This is a genomic window from Paenibacillus sp. FSL R10-2734, from assembly GCF_037963865.1.
Classification (GTDB): Bacteria; Bacillota; Bacilli; order Paenibacillales; family Paenibacillaceae; genus Paenibacillus_AQ.
Genome location: NZ_CP150170.1, coordinates 1,135,563 through 1,155,054, shown reverse-complemented (window position 1 = coordinate 1,155,054; position 19,492 = coordinate 1,135,563). Strand labels below are relative to the sequence as shown.

General features: G+C 46.5%; 14 protein-coding genes and 1 riboswitch. Of the genes, 6 read left to right on the top strand and 8 right to left on the bottom strand.

The genetic code is table 11. From position 1 onward, the window contains the following. Nucleotides 1-289: 289 nt before the first annotated feature. Nucleotides 290-682: a glycine cleavage system protein GcvH gene (gcvH, locus tag NSS67_RS05175; RefSeq protein ID WP_076286985.1), complete on the bottom strand. Its 393-nt coding sequence runs from the start codon at nt 680-682 to the stop codon at nt 290-292. 179 nt (nt 683-861) lie between these two features. Beyond that, a riboswitch (glycine riboswitch) is annotated at nt 862-959 on the top strand. Nucleotides 960-1,145: 186 nt separating this feature from the next. Between gcvH and gcvT the strand changes: the two genes are divergently transcribed. The 4 genes from gcvT (at nt 1,146) to NSS67_RS05155 (ending at nt 6,519) form a co-directional block, all read left to right on the top strand. Next, nucleotides 1,146-2,270 carry a glycine cleavage system aminomethyltransferase GcvT gene (gcvT, locus tag NSS67_RS05170; protein WP_339318627.1) on the top strand — a complete coding sequence of 375 codons (1,125 nt, stop codon included), beginning with the start codon at nt 1,146-1,148 and terminating at the stop codon, nt 2,268-2,270. After that, nucleotides 2,267-3,619: an aminomethyl-transferring glycine dehydrogenase subunit GcvPA gene (gcvPA, locus tag NSS67_RS05165; RefSeq protein WP_339318626.1), complete on the top strand. Its 1,353-nt coding sequence runs from the start codon at nt 2,267-2,269 to the stop codon at nt 3,617-3,619. Before gcvT ends, gcvPA begins: the two co-directional genes overlap by 4 nt. Then, the gene (gene gcvPB / locus NSS67_RS05160; RefSeq protein ID WP_339318625.1) at nt 3,616-5,076 is read left to right on the top strand and encodes an aminomethyl-transferring glycine dehydrogenase subunit GcvPB; all 1,461 of its coding nucleotides are present in this window, start codon (nt 3,616-3,618) and stop codon (nt 5,074-5,076) included. Before gcvPA ends, gcvPB begins: the two co-directional genes overlap by 4 nt. Nucleotides 5,077-5,328: 252 nt before the next feature. Then, nucleotides 5,329-6,519 carry a copper amine oxidase N-terminal domain-containing protein gene (locus tag NSS67_RS05155; RefSeq protein WP_339318624.1) on the top strand — a complete coding sequence of 397 codons (1,191 nt, stop codon included), beginning with the start codon at nt 5,329-5,331 and terminating at the stop codon, nt 6,517-6,519. A 63-nt stretch (nt 6,520-6,582) separates the two neighbouring features. On the opposite strand, the gene NSS67_RS05150 is transcribed toward NSS67_RS05155, so the two are convergent. The 6 genes from NSS67_RS05150 to NSS67_RS05125 form a co-directional block, all read right to left on the bottom strand. Next, nucleotides 6,583-7,374 carry a LuxR C-terminal-related transcriptional regulator gene (locus NSS67_RS05150; protein WP_339318623.1) on the bottom strand — a complete coding sequence of 264 codons (792 nt, stop codon included), beginning with the start codon at nt 7,372-7,374 and terminating at the stop codon, nt 6,583-6,585. A 195-nt stretch (nt 7,375-7,569) separates the two neighbouring features. Beyond that, nucleotides 7,570-10,584, bottom strand: a complete 3,015-nt coding sequence (locus NSS67_RS05145; RefSeq protein WP_339318622.1) for an efflux RND transporter permease subunit — start codon at nt 10,582-10,584, stop codon at nt 7,570-7,572. Between the two features lie 251 nt (nt 10,585-10,835). Further along, the gene (locus NSS67_RS05140) at nt 10,836-11,990 is read right to left on the bottom strand and encodes a monovalent cation:proton antiporter-2 (CPA2) family protein (protein WP_339318621.1); all 1,155 of its coding nucleotides are present in this window, start codon (nt 11,988-11,990) and stop codon (nt 10,836-10,838) included. Nucleotides 11,991-12,271: 281 nt separating this feature from the next. After that, the gene (locus tag NSS67_RS05135; protein ID WP_339318620.1) at nt 12,272-13,432 is read right to left on the bottom strand and encodes an ABC transporter permease; all 1,161 of its coding nucleotides are present in this window, start codon (nt 13,430-13,432) and stop codon (nt 12,272-12,274) included. Continuing rightward, entirely contained in the window at nt 13,425-14,600 is a 1,176-nt protein-coding gene (locus NSS67_RS05130; protein WP_339318619.1) for an ABC transporter permease, read from the bottom strand. Before NSS67_RS05130 ends, NSS67_RS05135 begins: the two co-directional genes overlap by 8 nt. A gap of 17 nt (nt 14,601-14,617) precedes the next feature. Continuing rightward, nucleotides 14,618-15,553, bottom strand: a complete 936-nt coding sequence (locus tag NSS67_RS05125) for an ABC transporter ATP-binding protein (RefSeq protein WP_339318618.1) — start codon at nt 15,551-15,553, stop codon at nt 14,618-14,620. Nucleotides 15,554-15,718: 165 nt separating this feature from the next. Between NSS67_RS05125 and NSS67_RS05120 the strand changes: the two genes are divergently transcribed. Together NSS67_RS05120 and NSS67_RS05115 are read left to right on the top strand one after the other, a co-directional pair. Continuing rightward, nucleotides 15,719-16,876: a sensor histidine kinase gene (locus tag NSS67_RS05120; protein WP_339318617.1), complete on the top strand. Its 1,158-nt coding sequence runs from the start codon at nt 15,719-15,721 to the stop codon at nt 16,874-16,876. 56 nt (nt 16,877-16,932) lie between these two features. Beyond that, on the top strand, nt 16,933-17,586 hold the full coding sequence (locus NSS67_RS05115) for a response regulator transcription factor (RefSeq protein WP_339318616.1): 654 nt from the start codon (nt 16,933-16,935) through the stop codon (nt 17,584-17,586). A gap of 460 nt (nt 17,587-18,046) precedes the next feature. Here NSS67_RS05115 and NSS67_RS05110 read toward each other — a convergent pair whose 3' ends face one another. Then, the gene (locus NSS67_RS05110; RefSeq protein ID WP_339318615.1) at nt 18,047-18,934 is read right to left on the bottom strand and encodes a PDZ domain-containing protein; all 888 of its coding nucleotides are present in this window, start codon (nt 18,932-18,934) and stop codon (nt 18,047-18,049) included. Nucleotides 18,935-19,492 lie beyond the last annotated feature (558 nt).

Here is a 19,492-nt window from a genome sequence, read left to right as displayed (position 1 = left end):
CCCTATTTAGTCAAAAATAGCGGTTGAACAGTATTTTCAGGGAGGAATTCCCTAAAACCCTTAGTTTTACGCTATATTCACCAAAAATGAGGGAGATTTTCCCTAATTGCATACCCTATAGACTGGATTCCAAGAAAACCTCCGGACTTCCGAACCGTCTGTGAGAATCAACGCAAAAATCCCCGCTACTTTCTTCACAAGAAACACCAAACAGCAAGTCCCCAAAATCAGAAACTTGCTGCTACAAATATCACAATCGATGTAATCAATATACAAGGAAAGATCCCAATTATTCTCCTACTAAAGCTCTATAACCAGCCGCATCAAGCAGACCTTTTACAGCATCAGCATACTCTCCGTCAACCTCGATTTCAAAAATCCAACCCTCGCCATACGGCTTATCGTTGATTAGCTCTGGACTTGCTTCTAAACCATCATTAATCTTGGTAACCTTCCCAGAGACGGGTGAATACAATTCCGATACAGTCTTAACGGATTCGATACTACCAACGCTGTCGCCAGCTGAAATGGCCGAGCCTACTTCTGGAAATTCCACAAATACGATATCGCCTAACAAATGCTGAGCATGATCCGTAATCCCAACACGTACTACGCGTCCTTCCACTTGCTGTGCCCACTCATGTTCTTCGCTGTAAAGAAGGTTATCTAAAACTTCACTCATTCTAGCCGCCTCATTTCCAAATTGGAGTTCTAAATTTAGTTATAGCCTAAGTGATCAAGACTCACAATGTCAATATTACTAACAGGAAAAATAAATTTGTCATTTTTTTGACTTTTTCTTGTTGACAGCGCCTCTCTATACCCGTTTAATGGAGACATAAGAAACAAATACAGTTGCGGATGATGGCATAGGGAGAGACTGTCTCACTTGAAGACGGCGCCGAAGGAGTAAGCCCTAACAGGGTGAATCTCTCAGGCAAAAGGACCTTTGTCGGACGTATCTCTGGAGAGCATCAGACGCAAGACTAGGTGCGTCAGGTCACCAACGGGGAAACTTGCAGGTTAGTTACGGCAGGGTAACTCTCAGGTACAAAGGACAGAGCAGAAAGCGATTAGTGCATTTATGCATGATTGCTTCTGCCTGTCCTTTTTTCGTATGTAATTAGATCAAGGGGAGTGACGACATGGATGCTTTGAAAAGAACGCCTTTTTATGATCTCTATTCCGCTTATGCAGAGTCCAGGTGCATTGATTTCGGCGGCTGGGAGCTGCCGGTACAGTTTACAGGTATCGTGAAAGAGCATGAAGCCGTTCGCCAGCAGGCTGGACTGTTCGATGTATCGCATATGGGTGAATTCATGGTGATTGGAAGCGGTGCAGAAGCCTTTTTGCAAAAAATGACGACGAACGATGTTACCCGCCTCACCGATGGTGCGGCACAATATACGCTGCTCTGCTATCCAAACGGCGGTGTTGTCGACGATCTGCTCGTGTATCGCTTAAGTGAAGGACGTTATATGCTCGTCGTAAATGCCTCCAACATCGATAAGGACTTCCAGTGGCTTCAGGAGCATCTGACCCCTGAATTCGGTGAAGTCACACTCACGAATGTCTCTGATGAGACGCTATTACTCGCCTTGCAAGGTCCGTTGGCAGAGACCATACTCGCAGAAGTTACTGATGCCCCGATTTCGGCACTAAAGCCTTTCCACTTCATCGAACGCGCAACCGTATGCGGCGTAGAAGTATTGATCTCGCGTACGGGTTACACCGGCGAAGATGGCTTTGAAATCTACGCTCCACTGGATGGGGCAGCAACGTTATGGAACGGCCTACTCGCAGCTGGCTCTCCTCACGGATTAACGCCTGCTGGACTTGGCGCACGTGATACACTGCGTTTTGAAGCAAAATTACCGCTGTATGGTCAGGAGCTGTCAGCTGAAATCACTCCCCTTGAAGCAGGAGTTCAATTCTTCGTGAAGCTGGACAAAGCAGATTTTATCGGACGTGATGCGTTGATACAACAAAAGGAGGCCGGTCTTCCCCGCCGCCTTGTCGGCCTTGAAATGATTGATCGAGGCATTCCGCGCTCCCATTACCCAGTCTATGTAAACGGCGTTAAAATCGGAGAGGTCACAACCGGAACACAATCTCCAACACTAAAGCGTAACCTGGGATTGGCATTGCTTGATACAGCTTACACTGAAATAGGTACTGAGGTTTTCGTAGAGATACGCGGCAAGCAGCTTAAGGCTGTCGTGATTAAGGCCCCTTTTTATAAAAAAAGCCAAGGAGTGAAACCTCAATGAAGCACCGTTATCTGCCCATGACAGCACAGGACCGCATAGAGATGATGGAAGCCGTCGGGATTCAGTCCATAGATGAGCTGTTCTCCGATATTCCTGAAGCAGTTCGTTATCAAGGCACTATGCCCATGTCTGAAGCACTCGATGAATACGCCTTGCTGCGCCACATGAAAGGTCTGGCTGACCGAAATGCCGACTTTGATTCGCATGCCAGCTTCCTCGGTGCCGGATTATACGACCATCACATCCCAGTGGTGATCAACCATGTCATTTCCCGCTCTGAATTCTACACAGCCTACACCCCTTATCAACCGGAGATCAGCCAAGGCGAACTGCAAGCGATTTTCGAATTCCAATCTTATATTTGTGAACTAACCGGTATGAAAGTAGCCAATGCTAGTATGTATGATGGCGCAACAGCTTTATCCGAAGCCGCCGTTCTTGCAGCTGGTGCTACCAAACGCAAAAAATTAATTGTCTCCCGCACCGTTCATCCTGAAGCACGCCAAGTGCTGCGCACATCGGCTAATGCTTGGGGCCTTGAGGTTGTGGAGATTGACTATAAAGACGGTGTTACTGATCATGATAAGCTTGCCGAAGCCATTGATGGTGATACTGCCGCAGTACTCATGCAATCGCCTAACTTCTTCGGCAGCATCGAGGATCTTCGCTCCGTTGAGCCGCTGATCCATGCTGTTAAAGGTTTGCTTGTTGTCAGTGCGAACCCAATTGCCCTTGGCGTACTCGAAACCCCGGGCAAGCTCGGAGCCGACATCGTAGTCGGTGATGCTCAGCCACTTGGCATTCCTGCTTCCCTCGGCGGTCCAACTTGCGGATTCTTCGCTGTAGCTGAGCACTTGATGCGACGCATGCCGGGCCGTATTGTTGGTCAAACCGTTGACCGTAATGGTAAACGTGGCTTCGTCCTTACTCTTCAAGCGCGTGAGCAGCATATCCGCCGTGAAAAAGCGACATCGAACATTTGCTCCAACCAAGCACTGCTCGCACTCTGCGCATCCGTCTACTTATCCGTAATGGGCAAAGAAGGCATGCGTGAAGTCGGCGAACTGAACATTCGCAAAAGCCATTATGCCGCTAAAAGACTGAGCGAACTAACAGGTGCTGAGCTCACCTTCTCTTCCCCATTCTTTAATGAGTTTGTCGTGAAGCTTCCTGAAGGAAGCAGCGTGAGTGCTATTAATTCGAAGCTGCTTAAGGAAGGTTATCTCGGTGGTTATGATCTGGGTCGGGATTATCCTGAACTTGCTGGTCATATGCTTGTAGCCGTAACGGAAAAAAGAAGCAAGAACGAAATCGACCAATTCGCTAGCGCACTGGAGGGCTGTTTATGAAACCGGAACAAAGTCTAATCTTTGAATTAAGTCGTCCGGGCCGTTCGGCCTATTCCTTGCCACAATGCGATGTGCCGCAGGAAGAAAGCATTGAATCCCTGATCCCATCAGGTTTACTCCGTAGCGAACCCGTCGTGCTTCCAGAAGTATCTGAAGTGGATGTCATTCGTCACTATACTTCCTTGTCACGCCGCAACTTCGGCGTAGATAACGGCTTCTATCCACTCGGTTCATGTACGATGAAATACAATCCAAAAATTAACGAAGATGTTGCCCGCATCGTAGGCCTAGCGAAGATCCACCCTTACCAGCCGGAAGAAAGTATTCAAGGCGCACTTGAATTAATGTATACTCTGCAAAATGATCTGTCCGCACTGACGGGTATGGATGCTGTATCCTTGCAGCCAGCCGCAGGTGCTCATGGTGAATGGACCGGCCTCATGATGATCCGCGCCTACCATGAAAGCCGCGGCGAGACACGCACGAAGGTTATCGTGCCGGATTCCTCGCACGGTACCAATCCTGCCAGTGCTTCAGCAGCAGGACTTGAAACGATCACGATCCCATCCACAGATAAAGGAATGGTTGATCTTGAAGCACTGAAGGCAGCCGTCGGTAGCGACACAGCCGCACTGATGCTGACTAATCCGAGCACACTCGGCTTGTTCGAGACCCAAATCGTCGAAATCGCTGAAATTGTGCACGAAGCAGGCGGCTTACTTTATTACGATGGAGCCAACTCCAATGCGATTATGGGCATTACCCGTCCTGGTGACATGGGCTTTGACGTTGTGCATTTGAACTTGCATAAGACAATGAGCACTCCGCACGGCGGCGGCGGCCCCGGAGCCGGACCTGTTGGCGTAAAATCTATCCTCATTCCGTTCCTGCCACAACCTACTGTGGTGAAGAATGAAGATAGCAGCTTCTCGCTCGACTTTGGCGGACCGGAATCCATTGGACGCGTAAAAGCTTTTTACGGTAACTTCGGTATTCTAGTTCGGGCTTATGCCTATATCCGTACCTATGGTCCTGATGGACTTCGTGAGGTATCAGAAAATGCTGTGCTGAATGCGAACTATATGATGCACCGGCTGGCGCCATATTTTGAAATCCCATATCCAGGTGTATGTAAGCATGAATTCGTAATGTCCGGCAAAAATCTCAAACAATATGGGGTCCGTACCTTGGACGTTGCAAAACGATTGCTCGACTTCGGCTACCACCCACCCACCGTGTACTTCCCACTGACTGTAGAGGAATGCATGATGATCGAACCGACGGAAACCGAGAGCAAAGAAACACTCGACGGCTTCATCGAAACGATGATCCAGATTGTGAAGGAAGCGCAGGAGACACCAGAAATCGTAATCAACGCACCGCATACCACAGAGATTAGTCGTTTGGATGAGACACAAGCTGCACGTAAGCCCGTATTGAATTGTTCTTGCGGTTAATAGAAAATGACAGTATAAAAAGCAGGCAGCGATACCAGGTATCGTTGGCCTGCTTTTTGTATGTAAATAAATATCAACACTATGATATACGCAGCCATTCATAGTTCCTGAACATATAGCATCCGCTAGCACATTGAGAGTATTTTGTAAATATACATCATAGGATATTTATGATTTGGAGGTTATATCATACATTTTATACATAAGATCACTTTTGATAAGGAAGCTTCAAGAAAAAGGAGAATTCACATAATGAAAACCGTATCCACCCTAATCGCAGCAACTCTTCTTTCCACCGCTATCGCATGGCCTGCCCATGCCGCAGCGCAGCCGATCTCCATTCAGATCAATCAGCAGCAGCTTGTGCTGAAGGGACAGGCTCCCTTCAATGACAACGGTACGATTGTCGTTCCATTCCGCCCGGTTTTTGAGAAACTGGGACTTTCAATCGAGTGGAATCAAGCCACCGGCACTATCACAGGTACTAAGGAAGGTCTTACGATTACACTACAACTAGGTAGCAAGCACGCCCGCATCAATGGTGTAGTGACCCCACTGGCTGTTGCTCCTAAGCTCATCAACAATTCCACTTACATCCCGCTGCGCTTCGTAGGTGAAGCTACCGGCAATGAGGTGATCTGGAATGCACAATCGAAGACAGTAGCAATCACGAGTAAGGCTGACCAGGCAAACCCGCAGGAAATCAAGGCTCTTTTTGAGAAATACATCACCTATTCTAACAGTAACAACTACGACGGATTCATGAGCCTGATCGACAGCAAGTCTCCTATAGCGGCCATCGGACCGCAGGTTAAGAGTCAAATGGAACAATCCGATTATTCCACCACGTCACTAGACCAATTGGATATCATCAATCTTCAACCCACAGAAGCTACGGTTCAAACCGTTGAAACGACTACACATCACAGCGGCCCGTTCAGCTTGGATAATACCACTGAATATATTTACAGTTTAACGCGTACTGCCAGTACTGACGATTGGAAAATCAACAATTTGCAGATTAAAGCTATACAATATACCCTCCCTGACCAACAACTGAATGCTAAGCCTGCCGTGCCGAAGGCGGATGAAACAGATATATTGGCTGTGCTTCAGAGCAACCTGGACTATACCAATTCAGAGAATGTGCAGGGCATGCTCTCTACCCTTGATCCTGAGTCACCGGTGTTCGAACAGACAAAACAGATCCTCAGCCAAATTTTTGCAGTCTATGATCTAAAGTCTACTCTGGAATCAGCCAAAATCATTGATTATACCAAGGATACTGCAGCCGTTTATACAGTTCAGACGAGTACTAAACTAAAAGGCCCTGACTTTCAGGATAACCGCACAACCTCTGTTTCTACGCTGAAGAAATCCAAAGAAGGCAAATGGTTACTGGATCAGACCTATACGCTTAGTGTGGACAAGCTGAATCCATAAACAAAAAGACGGTAAGCTCCCACTGACTCGGAGGCTTGCCGTTTGAACTTCATCTATCCAGAGTTATAACTTTAATAGCTCAATCAGTTCCCATCGCTCGCTGATATTCATCTTACTGTAAATACTCTTAACGATATTCCGTACAGTACCTTCTGTCACATTAAGATCATTGGATATTTGCAGCGCACCTTTTCTTAGTGACCAATGGTACGCCACATCCCTCTCTCTAGGGGATAAGTGATACGAGTTACACTTCTCTTGAAAGCTATACTCAATTAATCCTGGACTTCGTTCCTTCAGCCTCAAAACTATCTTTTCGGATAATTGTTTAATAAAAAGTATCGAAAAACCAATGGGTCGATGGGCTTCAAATGAGATGTTAATATATCCACATATGAGACCGTTCACCTTTATAGGAGCACATACACAATTCCACTCTTTGAACATTGGCATATTATGCTCATATCCCCGCACTACTGCAATAGACTTAACCTCCATTGCCAGGGAAACAGCATTTAATCCTGAGAATTGCTTTGAAAGATTGGTTCCACTTTTAATTCCGAAGTGTTCTAATTTCTCATGAACCTTCTCGAATGGACTGACAATATCCATAATATTACCTGATCGGTCTGTTAAGAAAAATACAAAGGGAAATGAAAGAAATTCCGTAATCTTCGCTAATTCCGAATGCAGCACTTCAACCAATATCTCATTAGGAACCAACTCTTCTATAGAACAGGAGTTTACCATTGCGGAGTTACTCCCAGATTGGCAACATTCACATAAGGAATCATCGTATTTTTTGTCTAGATCCTCTACCGTAAACCAAGCTTGTTCGCATTCAGAATTATCCAACTGGAGAATTCTCCTAACTTATGGAATTTAATAAACAGAGCATAGCACTGCATTTAAAGAATAACAGTGACTTAAGTTATTAGACATTAATTACGCAAAAAATTCTAATATTCTAAATCAACAGGCCCTCCCCAGCATCATTAAGATGACTGAGGATGGCCTGTTTCGGTTGTTTATCACTATAACATCTTGTTATTAAGCACCATGCGTCGGAGTTTCTACTTTCACTGCGCCTTTGCGCTCTTTAGCCGATTTACGGAAGTAGAACAGCTCGTAAATGGCTGGTACTACAACCAGCGTCAGCAGCGTTGCCGCAGTTAATCCCCCAATAACCACAATGGCTAAGCTTTGCGAAACAATGCTGCCCATCTCGGCATGGCCGAACAGCAGTGGTGTCATGGCGCAAATGGTAGCAATAGCAGTCATTAGAATCGGACGCATCCGTGTTCCGGCCGCTTCCAGAATCGCTTCGCGAATACTCATATGCGCTTCATTCTGCTTAATGCGGTCGATGAGCACTATAGCATTGGTAACGACGATACCGATTAACATCAGAGCCCCGAACAGGGCCGTGAAGTCAGGCGTAACGCCGGACACGATAAGTCCAACAATCGCACCAATCGCAGCTAGTGGTAGAGAGAACATAATCGCCAGCGGAGCACGAAGGGTTTTGAAGGTGAGGACCATGATCAGATACACCAACCCAATGGAGATTAGCGCCGTCATACCAAGGTCAGCGAAATCCTCTGACTGATCGACCGATGCTCCTCCTGCAAACAAGGTGACACCTTTCGGAAGAGTAAGACTATCGGTTTCCTTTTTAATACTCGCTCCGATTTCAGACACCTTCTTCGGATCAACTTCCGCCGTAATTCTCGCATAGGGCTTCCCATCTTTATGGAACAACAGTGCAGGTTCATTCCGAACCTCATAGGTTGCGAGATGAGATAGTGGCTTTGGTCCTTCAGCAGTCATGAGCGTCATTGCTTTTAAATCTTGCTCAGACTTTGGCTGAGCTATCGGATCTAACACTACCCCAGCAGGAGTACCGTCCAGGTCGATTTGGCCCATAGGGATCGGATTCAGCATAGCCGACAATTGCATGGTAATTTCTTGCGCATTCGTCTGTGCTGGATCTACCTTGAAGGAAAACACTGGTTTGGTATCCTCCATATTGCTACTAACTTTCTGAATGCCATCCACAGTCTTTAGCTTTTCCGTAACTTCTGCTGCAACAGCAGTTATATCTGTAAGATTATCACCCACGATATCAATATACTCGCTGGTAGAGCTTGAACCCATCATACTCATCTGGTTGGCAACGAGTGTTGCCCCTGCATAAGAATCCTTCACATCACGGACATAATCGATAAACGCCTCAGCATCTGCACCTTTTTTCATAACAACGGTATAGTCCACCAAAGTCTCCGAGCTGACAGTGCCCCACTGGGCCGCATCCGCACTGTTCCCTGATTGCATAATCACCGTCTCCGCTTCTGGCTGCTTCATCAGATCTTGCTCTAGCTGCTTTCCTTTTTCCAAGATCTCCTTAACAGGGGTATCCTTAGGATAATTCAACTGAACAGAGACATAGCTGGCATCTGAAGCATCCAGCGCACCTTTTGGCATAGTCACATAAGCTGCAATGGAGCCAATCAGAAGAAGGAGACCCAGCGATAGGGTGATCCATTTCCGGCGAAGATTCCAATCAAGGAATCGTACAAACCATTTAGATGGCTCGTGTTCTTTCATAGAAGTTCTTCTCAGAAGCCATGAGCTTAACAGCGGAACTACTGTCAAAGCTACCACGAGTGAGGTAAGCAATGAATAGGTGACAGTTAATGCAAACGGAAGCAAAAAGGCTTGTAAGCTACCACGCAAAAGACCCATAGGCAGAAACACAGCTACTGTTGCAATCGTTGATGAAGTAATTGCTCTAGCCACTTCCCCAGTTGCGCTTATGATCATTTCGCGGGAGAAGGGTTCTTTTTGCAGCCTACGGTAAATATTCTCGATAACTACGATACTATCATCCACCAGACGTCCGACCGCAACGGCCACACCTCCGAGTGTAATAATATTCAGACTTATGCCGGATATATCAAGCAGATATAAGGTAACTGCTAGAGAAAGCGGGATAGAAACCGCCGTAATCAGTGTTGCACGCAGGTTGCGCAGGAAGAACAGAATCACGATTGTCGCGAATAATGCGCCAAGTAATACTTCACGCATCATACTGTTCACGGAGGTAACTACCATATCTGATGTACTGAATACCACGGCTGCTTCTGCGTTAGGAATCGTTTTATTAATATGTTCTACGGTATCTTGTATATGATTTCCGACGCTCACTGCGTTTGCATTAGCCTCTTTGGTCACTATGGCGAAAAGAACATCTTTCCCGTTCGAGCGGCTAACGCTTTCTTGATCCTGCTTCAATTCAACGGCAGCAATATCCTGCAACTTAACTCCCGAGGATACGGGTAGCTTTTTTAGGGTATCGATACTATCAATCGTGGAAACCACGTTAACGTTACCTGTCTGACCGCCAATCGTCTGCTCCCCAAGGGATGCCGACACATTACGTCCTTGCAGTAACCCTAGAACTTGAGGTGTCGTAATTCCCTTTTCAGCCATTAGTTTAGGATCTAGCTTCACTCGCACTTGCGGAGTTACTTTGCCATATAGGGCGACGTTAGCTACACCTTCCGCTTGTTGCATCTCTGGAATGATCGTTTCTTCAGCAAGCTTGAGGTTCTCTTTAGTCAGACCTTCGTCAAACGAAAGAGTGATCTGCGACACTGGGATCATGGAAGTATTCAGTTGAAGTACAAAAGGAGCCATCACCCCTTCAGGGAACTGCAACGAATCTACAACCTTTTGCACCTCCCCAGCAGCATCCTTCATATTCGTTTTCGAATCATAGAAGATGTTCACCTGTGCGTATCCGTCCCCGGAAGTGGACAGTATTTCTTTCTTCCCCTTTACAAAAGCAGCCCCAGCTTCAATCGGCTTCGTAACCTTCGTTTCCATTGCATGGGCATCCTGACCCGGACCGAGCACCGTTACTGTAACTTGTGGATTATCTGCCTCTGGCATAAATTCCATCGGTAGCGAAGTATAGCTCAGTCCTCCCACTACTAGAGCCATTACCACTAAAAGTCCCACCGCAGCCTTGTTACCGAATGACCATTTGGTTAACCATTTCATTTTCGTTTCCCCTTCCACCCCATATATTTCTGGTACTCCTCTTATGACTGCCTCATTATGTATTATTTTCCATCCCGAGATTTAGTTTAGACATTTTTGGTCGATGTCAAAACAGCCCTACGGCTGGTTTTATACTCAGTCTTAAGGCGGGGGACTTTCTCCTTCTGAAGGTATAGGAATGCAAGAACAACAAAAAAAGGTGCCCCATAAGCCATGTAAAAATGGCTTTTGGAACACCTCTTTGCTAAATTTTATTTTTCTCCCACGCGTACTGGATCGCGGAACAAATATTTTAAGAGTGGTGGTGTTACAAGTGTAGTTACAATGACCACAATAATTACGGAAGTAAAATACTGCTGCTGCAACAATCCACTGCTCAGACCTGTTGCCGCGATGATCAACGCAACCTCACCACGCGAAATCATCCCCGAACCAATAATTGCCGCCGAATGGTTATTAAAGCCTGTAAGACGCGCACCTAGACCGCCACCTAACAGTTTGGTTAGAATAGCAACAACCGTCAACAGGAGGACGAACCCAATTTGGCTGCCAACCCCTTCAAAGGAAACATTGAGTCCGATACTTACAAAAAAGACCGGAACAAAAATTGAATAGGCTATAGGCTCTAGCTTAGATTCCACAGTGTGCTTAAAGGTGGTTTGAGAAATAGCGATCCCAGCTGCAAAAGCTCCGATGATTCCTGCCATCCCCATATATTCAGCGAAATACGCAAATGCAAAGCAAATCATTAGAGCCGCTGCAATAACTGCCTCTGTCACCTTTAGCGGAGCCATCCATTTCATAACCCGAGGAACAACGAACCAGCCCACAACAATCGCTACAGCGAAGAACAACACTTTTTTCGTAATCAAAAGACCAATGGATACTGATTCTCCTGTGCCGAAAAAGCTCATTAGTACAGCTAGCAAAATTACAACCAGGATGTCATCTACAACGGCGGCTCCCAGAATGGTAGAACCTTCACGTGTGTTCAGCTTATTCATATCCTTCAGCACCTGCACCGATATGCTGACCGATGTGGCACTAAGAATGACGCCCATAAACAAGGCATTAGCATAAGAAAAACCAAACATCTCTCCAATGGCGAATCCACCTAGAAAAGGTAAAATGATACCTCCGACGGCTACTGCGAAAGCTGATTTCCAGTTCTTACGCAGTTGATCCAGATCCGTCTCAAGCCCCGCTATGAACATCAACAATAGAACACCGACCTCTGAAAAGTAATGAATAAACTCTCCATTCTGAATCCAACCTAGTACCGCAGGACCCAGTATAATACCGACAATTAGCTTACCCAGTACCGACGGTTGTCCCAGTCGTACAGATAAATCACCAGCCAGCTTGGTGAATAGTATAATCAGCATAAGATATAGAACAAACTCCATGTTTCATCCACTCCCTTGTTGTATATAAGAATTGCCAACCAGGGACATCTCCAGGCCAAAAAAAGACAAAGAGGAGCCCTTGTTGACAGGCTCCTCCAAAAAACAAAAAATTATTCAATTTAGTATTATTAACTATATTATACCCGTAATATTAAAGCCTGTAAATAAGATATGCAGATAATTTACACTATGCCGATTTTAGTAAATAAAGAATTATCTACACTACTTTAGGTAGAATCCTTCGCGTAAAGGAAATTCTGTAGCCTCACATTTCAAGATTCCTAGGCGTTGATCCCCGCTTCACTTGGGCGGAGAATTGCAGAACCAATCGCCAGTAGCACGGCAGCCATAAGACCTAAGATGGCAAAAGGTAACCATAACTCATTCCAGCCCCCACCGGTTGCAGCGATGTCGACCGCTTGGATAGCCCATTTTTGCGGAACAAAGTTAGCCGCCTTCTGCATATAGTCTGGCATAATGGATAGCGGCCAGAAGCAGCCTCCAAGCATACAAGTCGGTGTGATAATAAGCGAATTCAGCATACCGGCATTATTAGGATTACGAATTAACCCGGCCACTGTACTTGCGATTCCCATGGACACCAGCATAAATACCGCAAGAATTAGGAAATATAAATATATTGGAATTTCATAATCATAGTGCAGCACCCAGCGACCTAAAGCGAGCACGACGACGATCTGTATCAATCCGACAATGAAGCTACCCAGAAAATTACCAATGGCAATTTCGTAGGAACGAACCGGAGCACTGAACATCCGCATCATGGTCCGGCCTTTTCGGTCATCCATAATCAGAGACACAGAGCTCGTGACCAAGCTCATAAGGAACATTAGCGTTAAGCCCGTAACGACTCCCAGTCCCTCCCGAGGATAGAGATTATAATCGGTTCGGATGCTGCCTACATTGTGTTGTTCTGCTCTTTGCATGACCGTAGTGAACTGCGCTTCAGTATCGCTAGATCCTACATTAGCTGCTCCAATTAAAGTGGCGGTATTCCGCATTTCATCAGCAATCGCGCTTGCTTTTAATTTAATCATAACGGAAGTCTCATTCGTCTTAAGCTCATACATACTAATTTGTGGTTCTTCCCCCGCAAGTAGTGCCGAAGTGAAGCCTGCTGGAATTAGAATCCCCGCTTCTCCATTCTGATCGACAACTCCCTCTCTTAAAGCAGACTCGTCAGTCTTTTCAACAAATTTATAATCGCCGGTTTTCTTTAGTTCAGCGAGCAAGTGCTTACCTGCAGCCCCGTTATCCAAATTGGAATACAGCACGACTGCCGGGCTCTCACCCATCCCTCCAGTAACGGAAACAATACCTGCGAGTACAATACAAGGAAGAAGAATATATATGAGTACGCCCTTCCTAGTGCCAATGGTTCGTTTCACCATATTCCAGCCAATCGTAAAGATCTTATCCACGGTAACCCACCTTCCGATACGAAATAACAGCTGCACTGAACAGCACCAAACAGATTAGTGATAAAACTCCTAAATTCGGCAAGATTTGCGACACATCGGCGTGAAGCATCATTTTCAAGATCGCCTGCATTGCCCAATGGTTAATCGTAAAAACTCCTATAGAGTTCACCCACGATTCTGGAAGGGGGGCCATCCCTCCGCTAATGAAGGTCATACTCACAGTGAGCACCGTAACCACACTTCTCGCGCTCGCACCAGTCTTAGTGAACATAGAAATAACGATAGATAACGTCATCGAAGCCACAATCATCAGCAGGCAAAATAGGAGCAACAGGCCCGGACGATTTCCCCAATTCACACCGAAGAGCACATTCGTTAGAATGATAATCGCTGCGCACTGCACTATACTTACAACACCTACGCCAAGCATTTTACCAATGAATAGTTCAGAGCCTTTGACGGGCATTGAATTTATTCGGAAAAGGGTATGATTTTCTTTTTCATTAAAAAGAGATGTTGATACAGTCAATCCACTATAGAGTAGAAACATCAGCATCATAGACACCGCATAAAATTGGGAAGAAGTATAGGAATACCCTCCCTCGCTCAGTTCTCCAAGTTTAACGGAAGGCTGATTACTGGAAGAACTAGATGCAATAGCGCTCACTGCTGTTGGACCCAGTGTCATCGCCACAGACTGCTTATAATTAAGATTTCTCAGAAAATTATCGAATACAATCCCTGCGACCCTGTTGTCTGTACTTTTTTTGCCAAGTATAAACTCTAGCTTTGCTGTTTCACCGCTCTGCACCTTACTATCAAAGCCTGAAGGGACGATAACCGCATAACCATATTTCCCTGTACGCAGACCGCTTTCAGCCGCCTCTCGACTATCCACCATAACCGGAGTAATGATATCCTTAAGCTCTGTTGACTTCAAAAAGCTATCCACCATCACCGAGCTTTCATAGCCCTCACCAGAAAGATTAACTACACCTACCCGTACTATATCAATATTAGAGGAGCCTTCTTTGTCACCAACAACACCGGAGAGCGAAGCACCTAAGAGAAAGATCAATAACAGGGGCAGCAAAAACATATTTAATATCATAGAACGTGAGCTAAATAATCTTCGCAGCTCATAGATCATAATCGTCCAAGTATTCATCAGAATACTCCCCCCTCTTAATCTCGTAAGGTCCGTCCGGTCAGGTTAAGAAACAACGTCTCCAGATCGGGTTCTTCAATATTTAGTGAGCCAATAATCCCCTCATGCTTGGCAAAAATAAAAAGAATATCCTGCAGCTCCCCTTGCGAAGAAGGTAGATACAGTTCCACCACACCTTCTTTTGCTTCTACACGACTAATTCTAGGATGAAGCGTCAGCTCGTGAACAAGCTCCGGAGTAACATTAGCGGCTTTGATCATAATTTTTTCTTCCTTGGCGACCCGCTCACGCAGTTCTTTTTCCGTACCGCAAGCAATGATATGCCCTTTATCCATAATGGCTACCCGATCACAAATGGCTGCAACCTCCTCCATGTAGTGGCTGGTATAAATAATGGTTGAGCCCAGTCGATTGAGCTCCTTGACCGATTCAAGGATATGATTACGAGATTGCGGATCAATCCCCACTGTTGGTTCATCCATAATAATCAGCTTTGGACGATGCATAATGGCGCAGGCAATGTTCAGACGTCTTTTCATCCCTCCAGAGAAGGTCGAGGGCTTCTCTTTAGCACGATCGCTAAGTCCTACAAAGGTAAGCGCTTCTTCCACTCGTTCCTTCAGGAGTTTGCCGCGCAAACCATACAATTTCCCGAAAAAAGTGACATTATCGGCCGCTGTCATGGTGTCGTACAAGGCTAAATCCTGTGGAACCAATCCAATTCTTTTCTTCACCTCTAGGGATTGCGAAGACACAGGTAAACCGTCAATGATAATGTCTCCCCCGTCAATCTTAAGCAAGCCGCAGATCATACTGATCGTTGTACTTTTACCCGCTCCGTTTGGGCCTAGCAGTCCAAAGATTTCTCCTTCTTGTATCGTCATATTTACATGATCCACTGTTAATTTACCTTCATATCGTTTCACCACATCGGTCAATATCGCGATTGCCATCTTTTCATCTCTCCTGTCGTTTGTGCTCCTATATTTCCAATTTTAGCTTAAAGTGCATTCCAGCGAAGGTACGAAAGGTCATCTTTTGAAGGTGACTAAAGTCATCTCCTGAACTAGTAGGTGAATATGCTAAGATTAGAAAAAAACAAAAAGGATGACTCAGGCGTGACCAGAGAGCTAAACCTATTGCGTTACGGACTCATCATAGTTCCAGCTTTTTTCACTATATATATCTACCAATATTCCGATTACGGAATCTTCACGCTGCATATTCTGATGCTGCTATTCCTTGTTGTCATGGTTCCAAAGCTGCCCCGATCCTTTCACGCTTTGATAAGCATTATTGAAGTGCTGTTCACCGCATGGTTATGCTACCAGTACGGCAGTATCATGATTTTTCCAGCGATTTCGGCATTACTTTATTATTCCAGACTTCAACCTAAAGCAGCGCCTCTTGTGTTTACGGTTGTGCATCTGATAGTCTTAAACGTTGCGCTCTGGGATTCTCCACAGCTCATAGTAACCTTCATCAACATTACATTTCTGCTCATCACCTATCTCAATGAACTATTACAGAGAGCTGGACGAGGACGAGAGGATACCCTTCTTCTGTACGATGAGCTACGTAAAAAGCATTTCGAGCTGGATGAAGCCCGCAACCGACTGCTGGAGTTTAACGCCCAAGTAGAAGATGCGGCTCAGTCCAAAGAACGGGTTCGAATTTCCCGACAGCTCCATGATGATATCGGCCACCGCCTGATTCGCATTAAAATGATGATGGAAGCTGCGCTGCACACCTTACCAACCTCCCATGAGAGCGGAATGCAAATGATGGAACTGATTCGAGATCAGCTGTCGGCCAGCATGGACGATATGCGCTCCGCAGTTAAACGTATCAACTACACCCCACAATTAGAGGGGGCTTACGCACTAGATCGACTGCTCGAAGAAATCGGCCGCGATACGGGAATCGAGACCTCATACCAAGTACATGGAATACCTTATCCGCTATATCCTAGTATTCAGGTGACCTTGTATAAGAACGCCCGGGAAGCCATAACCAATGCCCTCCGTCATGGAAAAGCAACAGCGATCTGGATTAAAATTGACTTCAGTGATACTGGAATTACGATGGAGGTTAGCAACAATGGGAAGCTTCCCGAGGGCAATAATCTAACCAAACTGTCGGGAAGTGGTGGTGTCGGGATGAAAGGGATGTCCGAGCGAACGCATCTACTCGGCGGAACCCTGGAACTACGGCTGGAGTCGCATTTCACTGTGATTACGCGGCTGCCCGTTTATAAGCAGGGAGAGATTGTGTAGGGAATTTAGGACTTGAAGGTAGAACAAATCTAAATTAGGACGAAGGAGCCACGTTAATGATAAAGGTAATGATTGTAGATGACGACCCCTATATTCGCCAAAGTCTGCAAGTGTTGATGGGTATGGACCCCGACATTGATGTTATCGGTGCTGCAAGTGAAGGAAACGAGGCTTTGAGCCTGCTCCAAGCGGGAAATATGGCCGACGTCGTTCTAATGGATATTCGCATGCCGGGCTGTGGTGGTGTTGAAGGAACAGAGAAAATTAAGCTGGCATTTCCACAAGTTTCTGTACTGATGCTGACCACCTTCGACGACGATGAGTATATCATTGAGGCGCTGCGCAACGGTGCCAGTGGATATTTGCTCAAGAACATACCACCTGACCGTATCATACAAGGCATTAAAACGGTCAATGAAGGGAATATGCTGATACATCCTGATATCGCGCGCAAACTGGCTACATTTCTACAACCAGCAGCCCGCCCCGAATCTCCTCAGGTGCAACCGCTGGAGTCTTTCGGACTAACCAAAATGGAATTGGCCGTTGTCGCCTCGATCGCTGAGGGGCACACCAACAAAGAAATCGCCGGACAGCTTTTCCTAAGCGAGGGTACGGTCAAAAATTACATAACGGATATTTTAAGCAAATTAGAGCTGCGAGATCGTACGCAAATTGCTATTTTTTACTTGAAGAATGGGCGGGGGTAGCCTTGGTTTCATAAAGCATGTGGAACAGTTGCTGGCCCATAAGCCATTTAATATAAAGTGAGACCATCTTTATTCAAAAAAAATACAGAACAGCATTCTCCCATTGCTGGAGTATCACTGCTCTGTGTTTTTTTGTTGACCGCTCTGCATGCCTGCACCACAGAGAGGTAATTATTCTCTGGGCGGCTTTGCTTTACGGACTCATATGACGTTATTCGCAAATTTTTCGCCTTTGGAGCGGTGTTTCGGACTCCAGTGCAGCTATTCCTTAGAAAGCGGTGCATTTGGGGCGTTTTTCATGCTAATAGCGGCTTTGGGGTCCGTTACCATTCCAAAAAGGCGATTATGCTGCGTTTAAGGTCAACTGAGTCCGATAACGACTCCTCGCACGCGAAAGTAACATCTAACAAAAACGAAGATGCCCCAACCACCATTCCATGGCTTATGGGGCACCTTCTAGTTATCCTTCCGCTGATTCTTTCTTGGATTCAGCAGCGTGTTTTCGTTTGGCTCTGCCGTCCGGAAGATTCCGGCTGCGAGTACCTGTCTTCATCGCGAGGATGCTGAAGATGCTGGAAGGCTTCGCCTCCGCAGTAATCGCTCCATCTGTCTCAGGCACCAGAATGATGCCGAGCTGATGATGGTCCCCGTCGTAGATCGGGCTCTGAAGGTACTTGCTCTCCCCTTCACGGTTCTGCACCTCCAGCTTGCAGAACGCTGGATTCATGCGCAGCGCCTCATGTAGCTGCGCGGCATCGGTCAACAGGACCCCGTTGACCTTCAGTAAGATCTCGCCGGGCAGGATGCCCAGCTCCTGCCCGGGACTGCCCGGCAGCACGGCCAGCACCTTGCGGCCGCGCGGTGGATGCACGAAGATGGGGCTGATGCTGCGCTCTTCCAGAGCGCTGTACCAGCTTAACCCTTCGTGCAGCACCATCGCTGCGAGCGCCGCGAGCAGGGTCAGCGGGCTCCACCAGGATGCAAGCAGGCTTAAGCCCAGCAGGACGATGCTGTAAATCAGCAGCCGTCCTGAAGTGCGGGCCGCCTTGCGCCCGGGCAGCATGCCCTGCGTCATCTCGCTGAAGCCGATGATGACGGGCAAAGAGACAATGCCAAGGCCGCCGCCCAATAGCGACTGCCATGGCAGATCCATTGTTCCTGCGCCCGAAGGGATCAGCAGGAACAGCGGCAGCGGCCAGAAGGCCTGCAGCTGGTAGCCGCCGACAACCATGCCGCGCTTGCCCTTCAAGAAGAGCGGCGTCGCAAGCTTCGCCCCTTGCCACCGGGCCAGCAACGCCTCCGCCATATGCAGCAGTGCAGCTAGCACTAGCAAGGCAGGAATATCCATCTCCCGTATGGCTGTTGTGATATTCCCGACCGTTCCACTATATAAAGCATTCGGAAAGAAAGACAATACAAATTGAATCACGCCTAGCAGACCTATAGAATAAGCGAAGCACAAATACCGCACACGTAATAGCGATAACAGTATACTGACTACCCAAATGCAGGCTACAGCTGTGCCCGATAAGGATACTCCTAGCAATACGGCTGCAATAGATACCACCAGTCCCATTACTAGCCCAGTCCACACCGTTCGCCACGTTTCTTGACCCCAGCTATGTAGCTTCACATGAATCAGCTTACGTTCTAATGCCACTTGCCGACGGTAATACAACGCAATAAATATAATAGCAATATAGTAATATGGCTGGATCAACAAGTGTAAGAACGCAGTGCCCAAGCTTCCTAACAGTTCCTGAATCACATTCAAACTGTTCGTCACACTCCTTCCTTATCTACAAAAAAACTTTCATGAACCCTTGTTCACATACCAGAATGAAAATGTTCATCCCTCTTATTCATTCATACCTTTCACTTTGGCTAGACTAGAGAAAGCCTGCAA

What these genes read in the sequence shown, in the direction of transcription:
- gcvPA (WP_339318626.1), top strand. Translation starts at nt 2,267, where the DNA reads ATGAAGCACCGTTATCTGCCCATGACAGCACAGGACCGCATAGAGATG.
- NSS67_RS05125 (WP_339318618.1), bottom strand. Translation starts at nt 15,553, where the DNA reads ATGGCAATCGCGATATTGACCGATGTGGTGAAACGATATGAAGGTAAA.
- gcvPB (WP_339318625.1), top strand. Translation starts at nt 3,616, where the DNA reads ATGAAACCGGAACAAAGTCTAATCTTTGAATTAAGTCGTCCGGGCCGT.
- NSS67_RS05155 (WP_339318624.1), top strand. Translation starts at nt 5,329, where the DNA reads ATGAAAACCGTATCCACCCTAATCGCAGCAACTCTTCTTTCCACCGCT.
- gcvT (WP_339318627.1), top strand. Translation starts at nt 1,146, where the DNA reads ATGGATGCTTTGAAAAGAACGCCTTTTTATGATCTCTATTCCGCTTAT.
- NSS67_RS05110 (WP_339318615.1), bottom strand. Translation starts at nt 18,934, where the DNA reads ATGGATATTCCTGCCTTGCTAGTGCTAGCTGCACTGCTGCATATGGCG.
- NSS67_RS05140 (WP_339318621.1), bottom strand. Translation starts at nt 11,990, where the DNA reads ATGGAGTTTGTTCTATATCTTATGCTGATTATACTATTCACCAAGCTG.
- NSS67_RS05130 (WP_339318619.1), bottom strand. Translation starts at nt 14,600, where the DNA reads ATGAATACTTGGACGATTATGATCTATGAGCTGCGAAGATTATTTAGC.
- NSS67_RS05145 (WP_339318622.1), bottom strand. Translation starts at nt 10,584, where the DNA reads ATGAAATGGTTAACCAAATGGTCATTCGGTAACAAGGCTGCGGTGGGA.
- gcvH (WP_076286985.1), bottom strand. Translation starts at nt 682, where the DNA reads ATGAGTGAAGTTTTAGATAACCTTCTTTACAGCGAAGAACATGAGTGG.
- NSS67_RS05115 (WP_339318616.1), top strand. Translation starts at nt 16,933, where the DNA reads ATGATAAAGGTAATGATTGTAGATGACGACCCCTATATTCGCCAAAGT.